The organism is Halorubrum sp. PV6, assembly GCF_003990725.2.
Lineage (GTDB): Archaea > Halobacteriota > Halobacteria > Halobacteriales > Haloferacaceae > Halorubrum.
Window position 1 is genome coordinate 348,773 of record NZ_CP030064.1, and the last position, 17,252, is coordinate 366,024.

Sequence of the window (17,252 nt, forward strand, 5' to 3'; positions counted from 1 at the left end):
CTGCGCGCCGATGCCGGACGCGCCTTTCACCTTCGCCTGCCGCCCGCTGACGGGCGACACGCGCCATCACGGGATGGAAAACTATACGACGCCGACCCCACCACGGGTATATAAGCAGATGTCTCAGGAGGGTTACGACCACACAGCGGTCGAGAAACGCTGGCAGGAGGCGTGGGACGACGCCTCGGTGTATCGCACGCCGGACGAGGTGGACGACCCCACCTACGTGCTGGGGATGTACCCGTACCCGTCCGGGAAGCTCCACATGGGCCACGTCCGAAACTACACCATCACGGACGCGTACGCCCGCTATCGCCGGATGCGCGGCGACGACGTGCTCCACCCGATGGGGTGGGACGCGTTCGGGCTCCCGGCCGAAAACGCCGCGAAAGAGCGCGACACCAACCCCCGAGACTGGACGTTCGACTGCATCGACACGATGCGCGGGCAGATGCAGTCGATGGGGTTCGGCTACGACTGGGATCGCGAGGTCACCACCTGCACCCCCGAGTACTACCAGTGGAACCAGTGGCTGTTCCGCCGCTTCCACGAGGCGGGGCTCGTCGAGCGCCGCGACGCCGAGGTGAACTGGTGTCCCTCCTGTGAGACCGTCCTCGCCGACGAGCAGGTCGAGGGCGACGACGAGCTGTGCTGGCGCTGTGACACCCCCGTCGAGACCCGCGATCTGGACCAGTGGTTCCTCGAGATCACCGAGTACGCCGACGAACTCCTCGACGCCATCGACGGGCTGGAGGGCTGGCCCGACTCGGTCCGACAGATGCAGCGCAACTGGATCGGCCGCCAGTACGGGACGACGCTGGAGTTCACCGTCTCCGATCACGGCCCGGTCGAGGCGTTCACCACCCGCGTCGACACCATCCACGGGGCGACGTTCTTCGCGCTCGCGCCCGACCACCCGATCAGCCAGTCGGTGGCCGACGCGGACCCCGAGGTGCGCCGGTTCATCGAGGAGGAGGCCGACCCCGAGGGCGACGAGCCGAACGGCGTCGCCACCGACCTCACCGCCACCAACCCCGCCACGGGCGAGGAGATACCCGTCTTCGTCGCCGACTTCGTCCTCTCCGACGTGGGGACGGGCGCGCTGATGGCGGTCCCCGGCCACGACGAGCGCGACCACGCGTTCGCCCAGAAGATGGGCGTCGACATCGAGCCCGTGATCGCCCCCGAGCCCGACGACTGGGACGGCGAGACGCTCCCCGACGCCCCCGACGTGAGCGAGGCGGCGTTCACCGACGACGGCGTCGTGATCAACTCCGGCGAGTACAGCGGCCTCGACAGCGAGACCGCCCGCGAACGTCTCACCGAAGACATCGACAGCGCCGAGCTGACCACCCAGTACCGCCTGCGCGACTGGGGCATCTCCCGCCAGCGCTACTGGGGGACCCCGATTCCGGTCGTCCACTGCGACGACTGCGGCTCGGTGCTGGTGCCCGAAGACGACCTGCCGGTCGAACTGCCGGAGTTCATCAACACGACCGGGAACCCGCTCGACGCGGCCGACGAGTGGAAGGCGACGACCTGTCCGGACTGCGGCGGCCCGGCCACCCGCGAGACCGACACGATGGACACGTTCGTCGACTCCTCGTGGTACTTCCTGCGCTACGTTTCGCCCGGTTCCGCGGACGTGCCCTTCGATCTGGACCGCGCGAACGACTGGATGCCGGTCGATCAGTACGTGGGCGGCATCGAACACGCCGTGATGCACCTGCTGTACTCGCGGTTCGTGACCAAGGTGTTGGCCGACGAGGAGCAGTTGGACCACCGCGAGCCGTTCACGAACCTGCTGGCGCAGGGGATGGTCCAGTTGGGGGGCGAGAAGATGTCCAAATCGAAGGGGAACACCGTCTCTCCGCAGCGAATCGTCGACGAGTACGGCGCCGACACGGCCCGGCTGTTCATGATGCAGGCCGCCCAGCCCGAGCGCGACTTCGACTGGTCCGAGGAGGGGGTCAAATCGACGCATCGCTTCCTCGCGCGGCTGACGGAGCTCGTCGAGGCGTACGCGGTCGGGGAGGTCGCGCTCGCTGGCGACGCCAACGACGCCGACCGCGACACCATCGACGACTACGTCGCCGACGAGATCGACGCCGCGGTCGCCATCGCCGGCGGGGAGTACGACGACCTGACCTTCAACGTCGCCCTCCGCGAGGCCCAGGACCTCGTGGGGACGCTCCGGAGCTATCGGGGCCACGCCGACCCGCACCCGGAGACGTACGAGCGCGGGCTCGACGCGGCCGTTCGGCTGCTCGCCCCGGTCGTCCCGCACCTCGCCGAAGAGCTGTGGGAGACGCTCGGACGCGACGGGTTCGTCGTCGACGCCGACTGGCCGACCGCGACGGTCGACCGCCAGACGGTCGATCGGCGTCGCCGGCTGGTCGCGAACACCCGCGAGGACGTGCGCGATATCGTCGATGTCGCGGGGATCGACGACCCCGAGCAGATCGACGTGGTCGTCGCGCCGGACTGGAAGTACGACGCGCTCGAACTCGCGATCGACAGCGACGCCGACAACCTCATCTCCGAGCTGATGCAGGAGTCGCACATCCGCGAGCAGGGCGACGCCGCCGCCTCGTACGGACAGGACCTGCAGGCGAACCGCGAGGCGCTCCAGTACACCCTCTCCGGCGACGCGGAGTACGCCGCGCTTCGCGCGGCCTCGTGGCTGATCGAACGCGAGTTCGACGCTCCGGTCAGCGTCGAGCGCGCGGCCGACGCCGACGAGTCGGTGGTCCGGAAGGCCGAACCCGGCCGGCCGGCGATCGACATCACCGAGTAGCGGCTCGGACGCCTTTTCGCCGGGTTCGCGGCCCGGAAGCGCTTACCCGATGGCGCGGTGACGGAGCGCTCGCAGGGTTCCCGATCGGAAGTGCTTATATTTCGACTCGCTAATTCGTCCGTATGGACAGTTGGCGGGAGCCAAACTCGGTACCCGACCCCGCGGTCGGCGACGAGGACCGAGGCATCTACGAGACGGTCTTCTGTGAGATGGAAGACGCCGTCTTCCTCATCGATGTCGAGGGCGACGCCGAGGAGCCGGTCTTTCGCTTCCGACGGACGAACGCGTCGCACCAACGGCTCACCGGTATCTCGCTGGAGGAGATTCGCGGCAAGACGCCGCGGGAACTGCTGGGCGACGAGCAGGGGGCGGCGGTCGAAGCGAACTACCGCCGCTGTGTCGAGCGCCGCGAGACGATCGAGTACGAGGAGTCGCTCGCGCTGCCCGGCGGCCGGCGGGAGTGGGATACCCGGCTGACCCCGATCATGGAGGACGGCTCGGTGGCGGGGGTCGTCGGCGTCGCTCGCGACATCACGGAACAGAAGGCCCGAGAGCGAACGATCCAGCGGATCAAAGACCGACTCGAACTCGCGGTGGAGGGCGCACAGATCGGCGTCTGGGACTGGGACATGACCACAGACGAGGTCGAGTTCAACGACCAGTGGGCGGAGATGCTCGGCCACTCGCTCGACGAGATTGAGCCGCACCTCGACGCGTGGGAGCGGCGCGTCCACCCCGAGGACCTCGAAGCGGTCGAGGACGCCCTCTCGGCCCACATGGCCGGCGAGACCGAGTACTACGAGGCGGAACACCGGATGCGGACCGCGTCGGGCGGGTGGAAGTGGATCCGCGACGTCGGGAAGGTCGTCGAGCGCGACGCGGACGGCGAGCCGGTCCGGGGGGTCGGCATCCACCTCGACATCGACGACCGGAAGCGCCGGGAGCGGGAGTTGGAACGCACCCGCACGCTCATCGAGCAGACCCAAGAGAGCGCGTCGATCGGCTGGTGGGAGGTCGATCTGGTCGACGAGTCGCTCACGTGGAGCGACGAGGTGTACCACATCCACGAGGTGCCGACGGACGAGTCGGTCGACGTCGCCGACGGGATCGCCTTTTACCACCCGGACGACCGCGACGTCATCGAGGACGCCTTCGACCGCCTGGTCGCGGACGGCGAGTCGTACGACCTCGAACTCCGGATCGTCACGGCGGCGGACCGGGTTCGGTGGGTCAGAACGATCGCCGACCCGCGGTTCGACGACGCGGGGAACGTCGTCGGTGCGCTGGGGCTGTTCCAGGACATCACCGAGCGGAAGGAGTACGAAATGGCCCTCGAATCGACCCGCGAGGAGCTCCGGCAGATCATCGACCTCGTGCCCGACCTCGTCTTCGTGAAGAACCGCGAGGGGGAGTACCTCCTGGCGAACGAGGCGACCGCGGGGGCGTACGGGAAGACGCCGGCGGAGATCGAGGGCAAGTCGGAGGCGGAGATCATTCCCGACCGCGACGACTCCGAGGAGTTTCGACAGGACGATCTCGCCGTGATCGAGTCGGGCGAGCCGAAGGAGATTCCGGAGGAGACGCTCACCACGGCGACCGGGGAGACGCGCATCCTGCAGACGGTGAAGATCCCCTACAAAATATCGGAAACGGACGAAGACGCCGTCTTGGGGTACGCCCGCGACGTGACCGAACTCAAGGAGTACGAGCGGACGCTCGAAGAGCAGCGGGACAGCCTCAAACTGCTGAATCAGGTCGTTCGCCACGACATCCGGAACCAGCTGATGGTCGTCGAGTCGTACACCGAACTGCTCGAAGAGCTGCTCTCCGACGACCGGAGCCGGACGTACGCCCAAACGGTCAAAGGCGCCGCGAGACAGGCGATAGACATCACGGAGACGGCCAAAGACGTCACCGACGTGCTGCTCCGGGTCGACGCCGACCGCTCGCCGATGAGCCTCCGGACCGAACTCACCGGACAGATCGAGAGCGTCCAGTCCGATCAGGACCGCGTGGCGATCTCGGTCGACGGGTCGATCCCCGACGTGACCGTGCTGGCCGACGACCTGCTGGAGGCGGTGTTCCGAAACCTGCTGACGAACGCGGTCGTCCACAACGACAAGGAGGTCGCCGAGGTCTCGGTCGCGGCCGGCGTCTCCGAGGGCACGGTGCGCGTGTCGATCGCGGACAACGGCCCCGGCATCGCCGACGACCACAAAGAACAGATATTCCAGGAGGGCGAGAAGGGCCTCGAAAGCGGCGGGACGGGGGTCGGGCTGTACCTCGTCAAGACGCTCGTCGACAAGTACGGCGGCGACGTGTGGGTCGAAGACAACGAGCCGACCGGCTGCGTGTTCGTCGTCGAACTCCCGGTCGCCGAGTGAGACCGCGGCCGCCGGCGCGCCCGCTCTGCGGTACCGGTCCTTTTTAAATGACCGCCCGCTTCCGGCACCGGCCGTCGACGCTCGGATCTCGCGTAGCGACGGGCTTAATCGGCCGTGTGCCCAACCTCCGACGATCACCGTATGGCGGAACCGTCCGGGATGGACGCGTTCGCGCACCTCGGGCGCGAGGTCCGCGAGGCGCTCTCCGAGCAGGGCTTTTCCACCCCCACCGAGCCCCAGCGCGAGGCGATCCCGCCGCTCGCGAGCGGGAAGAACGCGCTCGTCCTCGCGCCGACGGGCACGGGGAAGACGGAGACCGCCATGCTCCCCGTCTTCGACACGCTCGTCGCCGCCCGCGACGCGCCGGGCGACCAGCCCCGCGAGGGGATCTCCGCGCTGTATATCACGCCGCTGCGCGCGCTCAACCGCGACATGATGGACCGGCTGGAGTGGTGGGGCGAGACCCTCGGCGTCGAGGTCGCGGTGCGCCACGGCGACACCACGCAGTACGAGCGCAGCAAGCAGGCCGACGACCCCCCGGACGTGTTGATCACGACGCCGGAGAGCCTCCAGGCGATTTTGACTGGCTCGAAGATGCAGGTCGCGCTCGAAGACGTCGCCCACGTCGTGATAGACGAGGTCCACGAGCTCGCCTCCGCGAAGCGCGGCGCCCAGCTGACCGTCGGGCTCGAACGCCTCCGACGCGTCTCCGGCCCGTTCCAGCGGGTCGGCCTCTCGGCCACCGTGGGGACCCCCGAGGAGGTCGGGAGGTTCCTCGTCGGGTCGGGGAAACGCGACCCCGAGCGCCCCGGCGACCGCGAGTTCGAGACCGTCGAGGTCGCGGCGGGGACACGGACGGACGTGCGCGTGCTCGACCCGGAGATCACGGACCGCGACGCCACGCTCGCCGGCGAGCTGGCGGTCGACGAGACAACCGCGAGCCACGTCCGGACGATCCGTGAGATCGTCGCCAACCACGAGTCGACGCTGATATTCGTCAACACGAGACAGACCGCGGAGGCGCTCGGCTCGCGGTTTAAAACGCTCGCCGATCGGGAAGAGACGGGCGAGGCGGTCGGCGACCCCACCGAGATCGAGGTCCACCACGGCTCGCTGTCGAAGGACGTGCGGATAGACGTCGAAGACCAGTTTAAATCGGGGTCGCTCGACGGGCTCGTCTGCACCTCCTCGATGGAGCTCGGGATCGACGTGGGGCGCGTCGATCACGTGGTCCAGTACGGCAGCCCCCGCGAGGTGGCTCGGCTGCTCCAGCGGGTCGGCCGCGCGGGGCACCGCCGCGATCTGGTCTCCGAGGGCACCGTCGTGACGCAGGGCGGCGACGACACGCTCGAAGCGCTGGCGATCGCCCGCCGAGCCGGCGACGAACTCGTCGAGCCGGCCGCGATCCACCACGGGAGCCTCGACACGGTCGCGAACCAGATCGTCGGCGTGGTGATGGACGAGGGCGAGGTCCACGCCCGCGAGGCGTATCAGGTCGTCACGAGCGCGTACCCCTTCGCCGACCTCTCGGAGCCGCAGTTCCAGGAGGTCGTCCGCGAACTCAACGGGAACCGACTGCTCTGGCTCGACGAGGAGTCGGACACTTTAGAGAAGTCCGGCGGCACGTGGCAGTACTTCTACGCGAACCTCTCGATGATCCCCGACGAGTCCACCTACGAGGTGTACGACATGTCCTCGCGGCGGGGAATCGGCACCTTAGACGAGCGGTTCGTCGTCAACTTCGCCGGGCCGGGCGAGACGTTCATCCAGCGCGGCGAGATGTGGCGGATCACCGAGGTCGACGAGGAGGAGGAGCGCGTGAACGTCACGCCCATCGCCGACCCCGCCGGCGAGGTGCCCTCGTGGATCGGCCAGGAGATCCCGGTCCCGAAACCCGTCGCCGAGGAGGTCGGCCGGATCCGCGGCGAGGCCGCCGAGGCGCTCGCGGCGGGGGCGACCCCGAAGGCCGTCGCCGGCGACCTCGCCGAGCGCTACCCCGCCGACGAGGGGACGATCGCGAGCGCCCTGAAACCGGTCGTCGACCACGTCGAGGCGGACCACCCGGTCCCCACCGACCGCCGCGTCGTGATCGAGGGGAGCGCCCGCACCGTCGCGGTCAACGCCGCCTTCGGCCACGAGGTGAACGAGACGCTCGCGCGCCTCCTCGCGGCGCTCGTCGGCCAGCGCGCGGGCTCGTCGATCGGGATGGACGTGGACCCGTACCGGGTCGAGTTCGAGGTGCCACACGATGTCGATCCGAGCACCTTCCGCGAGGTGTTGGAGACGACCGACCCCGACCGGCTGGAGGCGTACCTCGAACTCGCCTTAAAAAAGTCGGACGCGCTCAAGTTCACGCTCGCGCAGGTCGCCGCGAAGTTCGGCTCGGTCAAGCGCTACCGCGAGGGGCGGGGTCGGTTCGGCGGCGATCGCCTGCTCGCGGCCTTGGAGGGGACCCCCGTCTACGACGAGGCGCTCCGCGAGGTGTTCCACGCCGACCTCGCGGTCGCGGAGACGGCCGCGGTGCTGACGGCGATACAGGACGGCGATATCGACCTCGCCATCGCCCGCGAGCGCACCCCGCTCGGCACGGCGGGTCGCTCCGCGGGCACCGAGTTCCTCGTCCCCGAGAACGCCGACGCCGACGTGATCGAGACGATCCGCGAGCGCATCCAGAACGACCGCGTGATCCTCTTTTGTCTCCACTGTACCGACTGGCGGCACACGACGAAGGTGCGTCGCGTCGCCGACCAGCCGAAATGCCCCGACTGCGGGTCGACGCGCGTCGCCGCCCTGAACCCGTGGGACGACGAGACGGTGACGGCGGTCCGAGCGACCGAGAAGGACGACGAACAGGAGCGGCGCACCGAGCGCGCCCACCGCGCCGCGAGCCTCGTCCAGACGCACGGGAAGCGGGCCGTGGTCGCGCTGGCGGCCCGCGGCGTGGGACCGCACAACGCCGCCCGGATAATCAACAAGCTCCGCGAGGACGAAGACGAGTTCTACCGCGACGTGCTCCGCCAAGAGCGCGAGTACGCCCGGACGCAGTCGTTTTGGGACTGAACCGTTCGCCCCCGGACCGCCTGCGACGGCGCTCCGGTGCCGCGGGTTTAACCTCGCCGCGCGCGGAGCGGGGGTATGCTCGTCGTCGTCTCCGACACCCACGGACGAACGGAGCCGAAACTGCAGGGGCGGACCGCGGAGGCGGTCCGCGAGGCCGACCTCGTCGTCCACGCGGGAGACTTCTACCGGGAGCCGGTGCTCGACGCCTTCGAGTCGGCGGCTCGGAGCCTGCGGGCCGTCTACGGGAACAACGCCGACGCGGCGATCCGCGACCGGCTCCCGGAGGTGCGAACGGTCCAGTACGCCGGCGTTCGGTTCGCGGTCACGCACCGACACCGAAACGGCGACACCGGCCTCGTGATGCTCGCGCGCGAGCGCCGCGCCGACGCCGTGATCTGCGGGCACAGCCACCGCCCCCGGTTCGACGACACGGGGTCGGTTCCGATACTGAACCCCGGCAGCCACGCCCAACCGCGGGGGAACCGCGCGGCTCACGCGGAGCTCGACCCGGTCGACGGCCCGCAAGACGCGCTGGACGGGCGTCTCGTCACGCCCGACGGCGAGGTGTTCGAAACGTTCCGTATCGAGGCGTAAGCGACGCCCGAGCGGGGCCCTGTTCGGAGGTGTGACGCCCGCCGGAAGGGGGAGGGGGAGAGGAAGCGGGAGGCGGCGGGCGGATGCGACGCCCCAGTGTTCGACCGCACTGGCACCGGAGGGGTGGGAGGGGGGAGGGCAGCGGGGAACCGCCGCCGACAGTACGTGCCGTTGCGGCTGATCGGTGGGGACCCGAACTCGGGGAGGGCCGAAGCGGGGGTCGCATTACTACCTTTCGGCGGTGACATCTTATACGTGGCTTAGGCACAAACTCGCGTTTTAGTCATCGGTCGGTCGGCGGCCGCCGCCCGTCTCCGAAATCCCGTGCGAGCCGGCTGCCGAAACGCCTAACACCGTGCCGACGGATTCAGGTGTATGCTCCCGGTCGAACCGCTGTTTGTCATCGTTCTTACCGGCCTCCTCGTGTTCTTCTTCTTCGCGTTCCTCCTCGTCCGGCGCACCCTCACCGGGCTCCGCGAAGGGTACGAGGACGGGCAGGAGTAACATGGTCGTCGCAACTGTCGCCACCCTCGGCGTCGCCGCCACCGCGAGCCTCTTTATGGCGTGGTCTATCGGGGCCGGCTCCTCCGGGTCGACACCGTTCGCCCCGGCGGTCGGCGCCAACGCCATCTCCGTGATGCGGGCGGGGCTCGTCGTCGGCGTCCTGGGACTCTCGGGCGCGATCCTCCAGGGCGCGAACGTCACCGAGGCGGTGGGGACCGAGCTGATCGGCGGCGTGACGCTCACCGCCGGCGCGGCCATCATCGCCCTGCTCACCGCGGCCGCGCTCGTCGCGACCGGCGTGTTCGCGGGGTATCCGATCGCGACCGCGTTCACCGTCACCGGCGCGGTCGTCGGCGTCGGCCTCGCGATGGGCGGCGATCCGGCGTGGCCGAAGTACACCGAGATCCTCACGCTCTGGGTGCTCACTCCGTTCGTCGGCGGCGGCGTCGCCTACGTCGTCGCCCGGCTGCTCATCGGGGACGCGCTCCCTCAGCGGCCGCTCACCGCGGCGCTCGCGGGGCTCGTCGGCGCGCTCGTCGCGAACGTCGGGTTCGCGCTGCTCGGCCCGCCCGGCGAGCAGGCGTCGATGTCGCAGGCGCTCGGGCCCGAACTCGGCGTCGGGGGGATCGGCACGCCCCTCGTCACGGTCGCGGTGGCGACGGCGGTCGCCCTCGCGGTGTACGTCGACCTCGGGCGGGACCAGGCGGCCGCCCAGCGTCGGTTCCTCCTCGCGATGGGCGGGCTCGTCGCCTTCTCGGCCGGCGGCTCGCAGGTCGGGCTCGCGATCGGTCCGCTGGTCCCGATATTCAGCGAGGTCGGGGTGCCCCTGTGGGCGCTGCTCGTCGGCGGCGGCACGGGGCTGCTCGTCGGGTCGTGGACCGGCGCGCCGCGGATGATCAAAGCGATCTCACAGGACTACGCCTCGATGGGGCCGCGTCGGTCGATATCGGCGCTCATCCCCTCCTTCGCCATCGCCCAGACCGCGGTCGCCTTCGGCATCCCCGTCTCGTTCAACGAGATCATCGTCTCCGCCATCGTCGGCGCGGGCTACGCCGCCGGCGACGCGGGCGTGAGTCGGGCGAAGATGGGCTACACCGTGTTCGCGTGGATCGGCTCGCTCGTCGGATCGCTCGCGCTCGGGTTCACCGCCTACACCGTCGTGCAGTTCGCGCTGTGAGCGGTGCCGCTCGCTTATAAAAGAGTTCAACCGTCGACCGAGCGGATCCCCGCCGCCTACCGTTCGTCCGGATACGTCGGCAGCCGCGCGGAGCGTGCGCTACCGTCGACGGAGGGGAACGGGAGGGCGACGCGCGTCGCCGCGACCTCCTCGCCGTCGACGCGCACGGTCGGGCCGTCGAGGGCGGCGTCGAACTGCACCAGCGCCAGGGCGATGGGGTCGCCGGCGTCCGGTCCGACCGCCGCCCGCGTCACCTCGCCGACCGCCTCGTCGCCGTCGAACACGGCCGCACCGGACGCCGGGAGGACCGCGTCGTACCCCTCAGGGTCGGCGTCGCCGTCGATGGCGGCGGTCGCGTCGGCGAGGCCGTCGAGGTCGAGGCCGACGAGTCGGCGGCTCGGTCGCCCCTGGTTCTCGACGCGGGAGACGACCTCCTGGCCGACGTAACACCCCTTCTCGAAGTCCAGGGCGTTCCGGAGTCCGAGGACGTTCGGCACCGTGCCCGCCAACTCGTACTCGAAGAGGGGCGTGCCGGCCTCCGTCGCGAGCGCGTCCCACGTCCGGTACCCGAACGGGGGCGCGTTGAGTCCGCGGTTGATCAGGGTGTCGAGGACCGCCTCCGCGTCGTCGGCCGCACAGACGACCTCGTACCCCTCCTCGCCGAGCGGCGCGTCGCTCGCGATCACCGTGACGCCGGCGTCGACCATCGATCCGCGGACGAACGAGAGCGGTTTTTCGGGGGCGCCCGGTCCGCCGAGCACCGAGGCGACCTTCTCCGTGGATTTCGGCCCGTGGATCCCGAAGACCGCGAGGTCGGCGGAGACGTCCTCTATCGTCACGTCTTGGATGAACACCTTGCTCGCCCAGTCTTCGGCGACCGCCTCTGCCCGCTCCGGCGGGAGGAAGACGAGCAGGCGCTCGGCGGCGTTGTACACGTACATGTCCGTCTCGATGCCGCCCTGCGGGTCGAGCAAGAGCGCGTACACGCCCTGCCCGTCCTCGTCGGGCACGCGGTTCGAGACGGCGTTGTCGACGAACTCGACGCGGTCCTCGCCGCGGACGGTGAGGATCCCGTATCCCATCTCTATCGCGCCGACGACGTTGCGAACCGCCTTCCCGACGCGTTCCGGCTTGCCGTAGTGGTCGACCACCTGCCGGCCGCCGCGGTCGCGGTACACCGCGCCGTGTGCGTCGTGGGTGTCGGAGACGAGTGTCATACTCGAACGGAGTCGAGCGAGCGGCAAAAGGTCGCTGGCTTCACCCGCAACCCGTGCGGGCGCCCTGTTCGCGCCGTGGCGCTACAGTCCGAGCCGGTCGCGGACGACGTCGACGAACGATGCCGGGTCCTCGTCCGTCTCGGCGTCGGGGTCCGGGACGACGCGGTCGTGGGGATACACGCGCACTCGCTCCTCGCTTTCGACGGTGATGAGCGAGTCCGCCTTCAGCGTCGACAACCCCTCCTCGATGGCGTCGATGTCGGCGTCGACGGCCGCGCGCAGTTCCAGCACCGTCATCCCCTCGTCGCCGCGGTCGACGAGCGCGTCCAACAGCGCGACCTCAACGTCCGGCCGGTCGCGGTACTCCGGCTTTGCGGCCATACGAGACTGTTGGACTGGACGGGGTTTACGTCTACCGGCGATCCGGGCCGTCCTCGACCGGCCGCTCACCGAACGAGCCGGGAACAGGTGCCACAGAGGTTCTCCTCTTTCACGTCGACCTCGCGGACCGTCGGCGAGAAGGACATGACGCACTTGCTGTTGTCGCAGTGCTCTAATCCGAGCGTATGGCCGATTTCGTGGACGACTTCCTTCCGAACTCGGTCGGCGAACACGTCGACCGCAGGCCGCGTCGAGACGCCGCCGTCGGAGGAGGTGCGGAGGCGGTGCGTCGAGATCACGGAGCCGTTGCCGTTGAGGTACGCGAGGCCGAACACGTAGTTCCGGCGCCGGTAGTACAGGTCGCGGGGGGTGATCCCGATGTTCTTTTCGCCGCCGCCGACGCGGCTGACGGTCTCGATCAAGTCCTCGGCGCGGTACTGGTCGCGCCCCTCGTCGAACGCCGTCTCGGGGATCGGTTGGTCGTCGTGGACGGTCACGTCACAGTCGTACACCGAACGGAGCGCCGCCGACGCTTCGCGTTTCACGCGGGGGGCAACTTCCCCGACTGGGACGATGTCCACGAGCATAGCACGGTTTATGACCGCCGCAATCATAAAGCCCGCGACGTGATCGCACCCTCCCGTCGCGCGCTCGTCGATGCGCTCGCGACCCACGACCGCCTCGTCGAGGTCGGTATCGGCGACCGCCCGTCTGTCGCGCGAGCGCTCGCTCGACGCGGCTGCCACGTCGTCGCCGTCGACGTCTCCCCCGGCGAGGACGCGCTCGCGGCGGCGCGTGAGACCCGCGACACGGCGGTTCCGGGCTCGCTCCGCGTTCGCCGCGGGGACGTCTTGGCGCTCGCCGACGACGCCCCGGACGCGGTGATCGACGACGCCACCGACGACCCCCTCGCCGACGGGGATGGCGTCGCCGTCGACGCGGTGTACGCCTGTCACCTCCCCGCCGAACTCCAGCGCCCGACCGTCGAGTTCGCGAGGCGTCTCGGCGCCGCCTGCGCGTTCACCACGCTGGGGTTCGAGGAGCCGGTCGTCCCCGTCACGCGCCGCGCGCTCGGGGAGGCCGTGGTGTACGTCGCGCGGGACGACGGGCCCGGAGGGGTAGCGTCCGACCGCGAGTGACGCTTTTACCGGCGGGCGCGCCGTGCCGACGCGAACCCGAACGTTCTTTCCCGCGCCTGTCGGGGTACGGGTATGCAGGTCGACGCAGTCGTTCTTGACATCGACGGGGTGTTGGTCGACGTGGCCGACTCCTACCGACGGGCGATCCTCGAGTCCGTCGAGCGAGTGTGTGGCAAGACGATCGACCGTTCCGCGATTCAGTCATTTAAAAACGCCGGCGGGTTCAACAACGACTGGGAGCTGACGAACGCGGCCGCCCTCTACGTGTTGGCCCGCCGCGAGGGGCTCGATATGGACGTCGAGACGTTCACGGACCGCATCGCCGCCGGCGGTGGCGGGATCGACGCCGCGAAAGCGGTCGCCCGCGACCTCCCGAGCGTCGCTCAGGCGCGGGTCCGCGACCAGTGGGACACCGACCGCCTCCGCGAGACGTTTCAGGCGCTGTATCTCGGCGAGGAGCTGTATCGCGAACTGGAGGGCGGAGCGCCCCCGCTTTCGACGCCGGGGTACATCCACGACGAGCCGACGCTGATCGAACCCGCGACGGTCGCCGACCTCACCGACCGGTTCGACGTGGGCGTGTTGACCGGGCGGCCCGCCGCGGAGGCGGAGATCGCCTTAGAGCGCGTCGGCCTCGACGTGCCCGAGGACCGCCGATTCACGATGGACGACTGGGAGGAGGGGAAGCCGCACCCGCGGGCGCTCGTCACGCTGGCGGAGCGGTTCGACGCCGACCGCGTCGCCTTCGCCGGCGACACCCTCGACGACGTGCGGACGGCGCGCAACGCCGACGACGAGGACGACAGCCGCGTCTACTACGGGGTCGGCGTTCTCACCGGCGGGCTGACCGGAGACGACGGGCGACGGGCGTACACCGAGGTCGGCGTCGACGCGGTGGTCGAGGACGTGAACGAACTGGTCGAACTGCTGTCGTAACGCGGCGCCACCCGTCGCTCGCGGGGTCGGTTCGGCAGAAGATGGGCCTTGCCGGATTCGAACCGGCGATCAACTCGTTATGAGCGAGTCGCTTTAACCAGACTAAGCTAAAGGCCCGGTGAGTTCGGGTAGACGAGACGAACCCTTTAGGGTACCGAATCCGACCGATCGCCGGACGCGACCGGCGGGGAGCGGGGTGCGGTACGGGGGCAGCGTCGGCGTTCGCTACAGATGCAGAGCCGGCGCTACGTGGGTTGACGTTCGGAGAGGCGCCGAAGCCAGGACTCGAACCTGGGACCGCCTCGTTAACAGCGAGGCGCTCTACCAACTGAGCTACTTCGGCTCGATTCAGCGTACTCGCGTCGTTTTGATATGGCTTTCGTTTCCGCCCGACTCGGGCGCGGCGGGCAGTCCGACCGCGTCGGCTCGTCGCCGGCCGCGTTCCGGGCGTCTCGCGCCCCTGCGACCGACACGCTTTCGGCGGAACCGCGAGAACCCGACAGCATGGACGATCTCGAGTCGGTGCTGTCGCGCGTCCGCGACCGGGTGCTCCCGGAGCCCGCGGAGCGCGACCGCCTGCGCGCAGTCGCGGCCGATCTCACCGATCGGGCACACGAGGCGATCGCCGACCTCCCGGTCGAGGCCGACGTGGTGCAGGTCGGGTCGACCGCCCGCGGCACGTGGGTCTCCGGCGACCGCGATATCGATCTGTTCGTCCGGTTCGGCGCCGACCTCTCCCGCGAGCAGTTAGAGGAGTACGGCCTCGCCGTCGGGCACGCCGTCCTCCCGGATGGCCACGAGGAGTACGCTGAACACCCGTACGTGAAAGGCTCACACGAGGGGTTCGACGTCGACTTAGTCCCCTGCCACGACGTGGAGACCGCCGGGGATCTGGTGTCTGCCGTCGACCGCACCCCGTTTCACGACGCGTACCTCTCCGCGCGCCTCGACGAGGACCTCGCCGCCGACGTCGTGCTGGCGAAGGCGTTTTTAAAGGCGATCGGCGCGTACGGCAGCGACCTCCGGACCGAGGGGTTCTCGGGGTATCTGACCGAACTGCTCGTCTTGGAACTCGGCGGGTTTGTCCCCCTCGTCGAGTCCGCGCGGAGCTGGCACCCGCCCGTCGAGTTCGACCCCGAGGGGCACGCCGAACGGACCTTCGACGACCCGCTCGTCGTGGTCGACCCGACCGACCCGACGCGGAACGTGGCGGCCGTCCTCTCGGCCGGGAACCTCGCGCGGTTCCAACACTACGCGCGCGAACTCCTCTCGGCGCCGCGCGAAGGGCTCTTCGAGCCGGCGCAGTCGACGCCGCTCGCGCCCGCCGACGTGCGCGCCCACCTCGACCGGCGGGAGACGACGCCCGTCGCCGTCACCTTCGACGCCCCGGACCTCGTCGACGACCAGCTGTGGCCGCAGCTCCGCCGGTCCCTCGACGGGGTCGTCCGAGGACTGAACGACCGCGGGTTCGACGTACTCCGCGCGCGAGCGATGACGGACGCGAGCGGTCCCGATGCCGAACGCGAGGCCAGTTCGACCGCCGGCAACGGGGCGACGCGCGCCGCGCTGTACGCCGAGTTGGAAGTCGCGGCCCGCCCGGCGGTCACGCGCCACGAGGGGCCGCCGGTCGCGGTGCGGAAACACGCGGCGAGCTTCTACGAGTCGTACGCCGACGACGTCGACCCCGAGACGTACGGCCCCTTCATCGACGGGAACCGCTACGTCGTCGAGCGGGAACGGGAGTTCACGACGGTCCGGGGGTTCCTCGAAAGCGACGCCGCCACCGACGTGGCGCTCGGCGCGCACGTCGAGCGGGAGTTCGCCGACCGCGATGTGCTCGTCGGCGACGCGGTGGCGACGCTGGCGCCCGCGTTCGGGGTGCCGCTGCGAGAATTCTACGAGCCGCACCCGTGAGCCGGTTCGACGCCCGAGTCGCGTCGCTCGCGGGTTCCGTCACGACCGCGACGACGCTCCGGCCCCGATCACCGAGCGAACCGATCGGAAACGACGTAGACGAGGACGACGATTCCGACCAGAATGAGCCCGATAGCGGAGAGGAACGCCGCGACGAGCGGGTAGATAAGCCAGAACGCGACGTAAAACGAGAAGGCGAACGCGAGTAGTCCGACGATGACGACGCCGCGGGTCGGGTTCTGGACGGCCGCGACGAACGCGCGCTGTGGCAGCGTGAGATCCCCGAAATCGGTCGGGGCGGTGCCTTCGTCGGGCGGTGCATCTGAGCGCGCGCGCTCGGCGACGGTCCCGTCGGCGTCACCCCGGCTCTCGGCGTCGTCGGTCACGCGAGCAGGTACGGGCCGGATCCGCCTGTACCTGTCGTTTTTTCCAGCCCGATCAGCGGACGACGCCGCCGACCCCCGCGCCGACGAGGAAGGCGAACAGCGCGGTCACGGCGGTTACGACCGCGAACTCGGCCGCGGTTCGCCCGTCGCCGTCGGCCGCAATCGAGACCGTCTCGACGGCGAACGAAGAGAACGTCGTGAAGGCGCCACAGAACCCGACGGCCGCCACCAGCGTCGCGCCGGAACCGGTCGGCGCGGCGAGGACGGCGCCGAGCGCGAAACTCCCGAGGGCGTTGACCGCCACGACGGACCGCCGCCCCTCGATTCGGAGGCCGACCGCGTGTCGCCCGGCGGCGCCGACCGCTCCGCCCACGCCGACGAGGGCGGCTGCGATCAGCGGGTCGGTCACAGCCGCTCCCCCGCGATCAGCCCGGCGGCCGCGGCGGCGAACCCGGCCGCGTAGCTCGCGGCGACGTACGCGGCGCCGACCGTCGTTCCGAGCGACACGGCGTCAGCGACGAAGGTGCTGTAGGTCGTAAACGACGACAGCGCGCCGGTGCCGACGAACAGTCGAGTTCGTCGGCGCGCGATGCGAGGGAGGAGGAAGCCGAGCGCGAACGAGCCACCGACGTTCACGAGCAGCGTCCCGACGCCCGTCGTGTCGCCGACGGCGACGTCGACCCCGTACCTCGCGACGGCACCGGCGCAGCCGCCGAGCGCGACGAGGAGGTACCCGAACGCCGTCCGTTCCATACCGACGACT

The 17,252-nt window shown here is 69.9% G+C and carries 15 protein-coding genes and 2 tRNA genes; 9 read left to right on the forward strand and 8 right to left on the reverse strand.

What is annotated here, in order from left to right; genetic code table 11:
• Positions 1 to 118: 118 nt before the first annotated feature.
• The 6 genes from leuS to DOS48_RS15430 all read left to right on the forward strand — a co-directional run bounded on the left by leuS (position 119) and on the right by DOS48_RS15430 (position 10,516).
• Entirely contained in the window at positions 119 to 2,797 is a 2,679-nt protein-coding gene (gene leuS / locus DOS48_RS15410; RefSeq protein ID WP_127116603.1) for a leucine--tRNA ligase, read from the forward strand.
• A 122-nt stretch (positions 2,798 to 2,919) separates the two neighbouring features.
• The gene (locus DOS48_RS15415; RefSeq protein ID WP_127116604.1) at positions 2,920 to 5,181 is read left to right on the forward strand and encodes a PAS domain-containing protein; all 2,262 of its coding nucleotides are present in this window, start codon (positions 2,920 to 2,922) and stop codon (positions 5,179 to 5,181) included.
• 141 nt (positions 5,182 to 5,322) lie between these two features.
• Positions 5,323 to 8,241 carry a DEAD/DEAH box helicase gene (locus DOS48_RS15420; protein WP_210755392.1) on the forward strand — a complete coding sequence of 973 codons (2,919 nt, stop codon included), beginning with the start codon at positions 5,323 to 5,325 and terminating at the stop codon, positions 8,239 to 8,241.
• Positions 8,242 to 8,316: 75 nt separating this feature from the next.
• Positions 8,317 to 8,835, forward strand: a complete 519-nt coding sequence (locus tag DOS48_RS15425; RefSeq protein ID WP_127116605.1) for a metallophosphoesterase — start codon at positions 8,317 to 8,319, stop codon at positions 8,833 to 8,835.
• 375 nt (positions 8,836 to 9,210) lie between these two features.
• A complete protein-coding gene (locus tag DOS48_RS29525; protein WP_256370864.1) occupies positions 9,211 to 9,339 on the forward strand; it encodes a hypothetical protein in 129 nt (42 codons plus the stop codon).
• A gap of 1 nt (position 9,340) precedes the next feature.
• A complete protein-coding gene (locus DOS48_RS15430; protein WP_127116606.1) occupies positions 9,341 to 10,516 on the forward strand; it encodes an inorganic phosphate transporter in 1,176 nt (391 codons plus the stop codon).
• A gap of 56 nt (positions 10,517 to 10,572) precedes the next feature.
• On the opposite strand, the gene DOS48_RS15435 is transcribed toward DOS48_RS15430, so the two are convergent.
• The 3 genes from DOS48_RS15435 to DOS48_RS15445 all read right to left on the reverse strand — a co-directional run bounded on the left by DOS48_RS15435 (position 10,573) and on the right by DOS48_RS15445 (position 12,701).
• A complete protein-coding gene (locus tag DOS48_RS15435) occupies positions 10,573 to 11,733 on the reverse strand; it encodes an aminomethyltransferase family protein (protein WP_127116607.1) in 1,161 nt (386 codons plus the stop codon).
• 81 nt (positions 11,734 to 11,814) lie between these two features.
• Entirely contained in the window at positions 11,815 to 12,114 is a 300-nt protein-coding gene (locus DOS48_RS15440) for a DUF6432 family protein (RefSeq protein WP_127116608.1), read from the reverse strand.
• Positions 12,115 to 12,179: 65 nt separating this feature from the next.
• On the reverse strand, positions 12,180 to 12,701 hold the full coding sequence (locus DOS48_RS15445; RefSeq protein WP_127116609.1) for an archaemetzincin family Zn-dependent metalloprotease: 522 nt from the start codon (positions 12,699 to 12,701) through the stop codon (positions 12,180 to 12,182).
• Between the two features lie 39 nt (positions 12,702 to 12,740).
• Here DOS48_RS15445 and DOS48_RS15450 point away from each other — a divergent pair, with 39 nt between their 5' ends.
• Both DOS48_RS15450 and DOS48_RS15455 read left to right on the forward strand, forming a co-directional pair.
• Positions 12,741 to 13,253, forward strand: a complete 513-nt coding sequence (locus DOS48_RS15450; protein WP_127116610.1) for a UPF0146 family protein — start codon at positions 12,741 to 12,743, stop codon at positions 13,251 to 13,253.
• A gap of 72 nt (positions 13,254 to 13,325) precedes the next feature.
• Entirely contained in the window at positions 13,326 to 14,189 is an 864-nt protein-coding gene (locus tag DOS48_RS15455; RefSeq protein ID WP_127116611.1) for a TIGR01548 family HAD-type hydrolase, read from the forward strand.
• Between the two features lie 42 nt (positions 14,190 to 14,231).
• Here the strand turns inward: DOS48_RS15455 and DOS48_RS15460 are convergent.
• Positions 14,232 to 14,306: transfer RNA gene (locus tag DOS48_RS15460), tRNA-Ile, on the reverse strand.
• A gap of 153 nt (positions 14,307 to 14,459) precedes the next feature.
• Positions 14,460 to 14,532, reverse strand: a tRNA-Asn gene (locus DOS48_RS15465).
• Between the two features lie 161 nt (positions 14,533 to 14,693).
• On the opposite strand from DOS48_RS15465, the gene cca reads away from it, so the two are divergent.
• The gene (gene cca, locus DOS48_RS15470; RefSeq protein WP_127116612.1) at positions 14,694 to 16,103 is read left to right on the forward strand and encodes a CCA tRNA nucleotidyltransferase; all 1,410 of its coding nucleotides are present in this window, start codon (positions 14,694 to 14,696) and stop codon (positions 16,101 to 16,103) included.
• A 68-nt stretch (positions 16,104 to 16,171) separates the two neighbouring features.
• Here cca and DOS48_RS15475 read toward each other — a convergent pair whose 3' ends face one another.
• Genes DOS48_RS15475 through DOS48_RS15485 form a run of 3 tightly spaced genes read right to left on the reverse strand, consistent with a single transcriptional unit; the run spans position 16,172 to position 17,242 of the window.
• Complete coding sequence (locus DOS48_RS15475) at positions 16,172 to 16,489, reverse strand: hypothetical protein (protein WP_127116613.1); 318 nt, start codon at positions 16,487 to 16,489, stop codon at positions 16,172 to 16,174.
• 52 nt (positions 16,490 to 16,541) lie between these two features.
• Positions 16,542 to 16,898, reverse strand: a complete 357-nt coding sequence (locus DOS48_RS15480) for a CrcB family protein (protein WP_127116614.1) — start codon at positions 16,896 to 16,898, stop codon at positions 16,542 to 16,544.
• A complete protein-coding gene (locus DOS48_RS15485; protein WP_127116615.1) occupies positions 16,895 to 17,242 on the reverse strand; it encodes a CrcB family protein in 348 nt (115 codons plus the stop codon). The genes DOS48_RS15480 and DOS48_RS15485 overlap by 4 nt, the downstream gene beginning before the upstream one ends.
• Positions 17,243 to 17,252 lie beyond the last annotated feature (10 nt).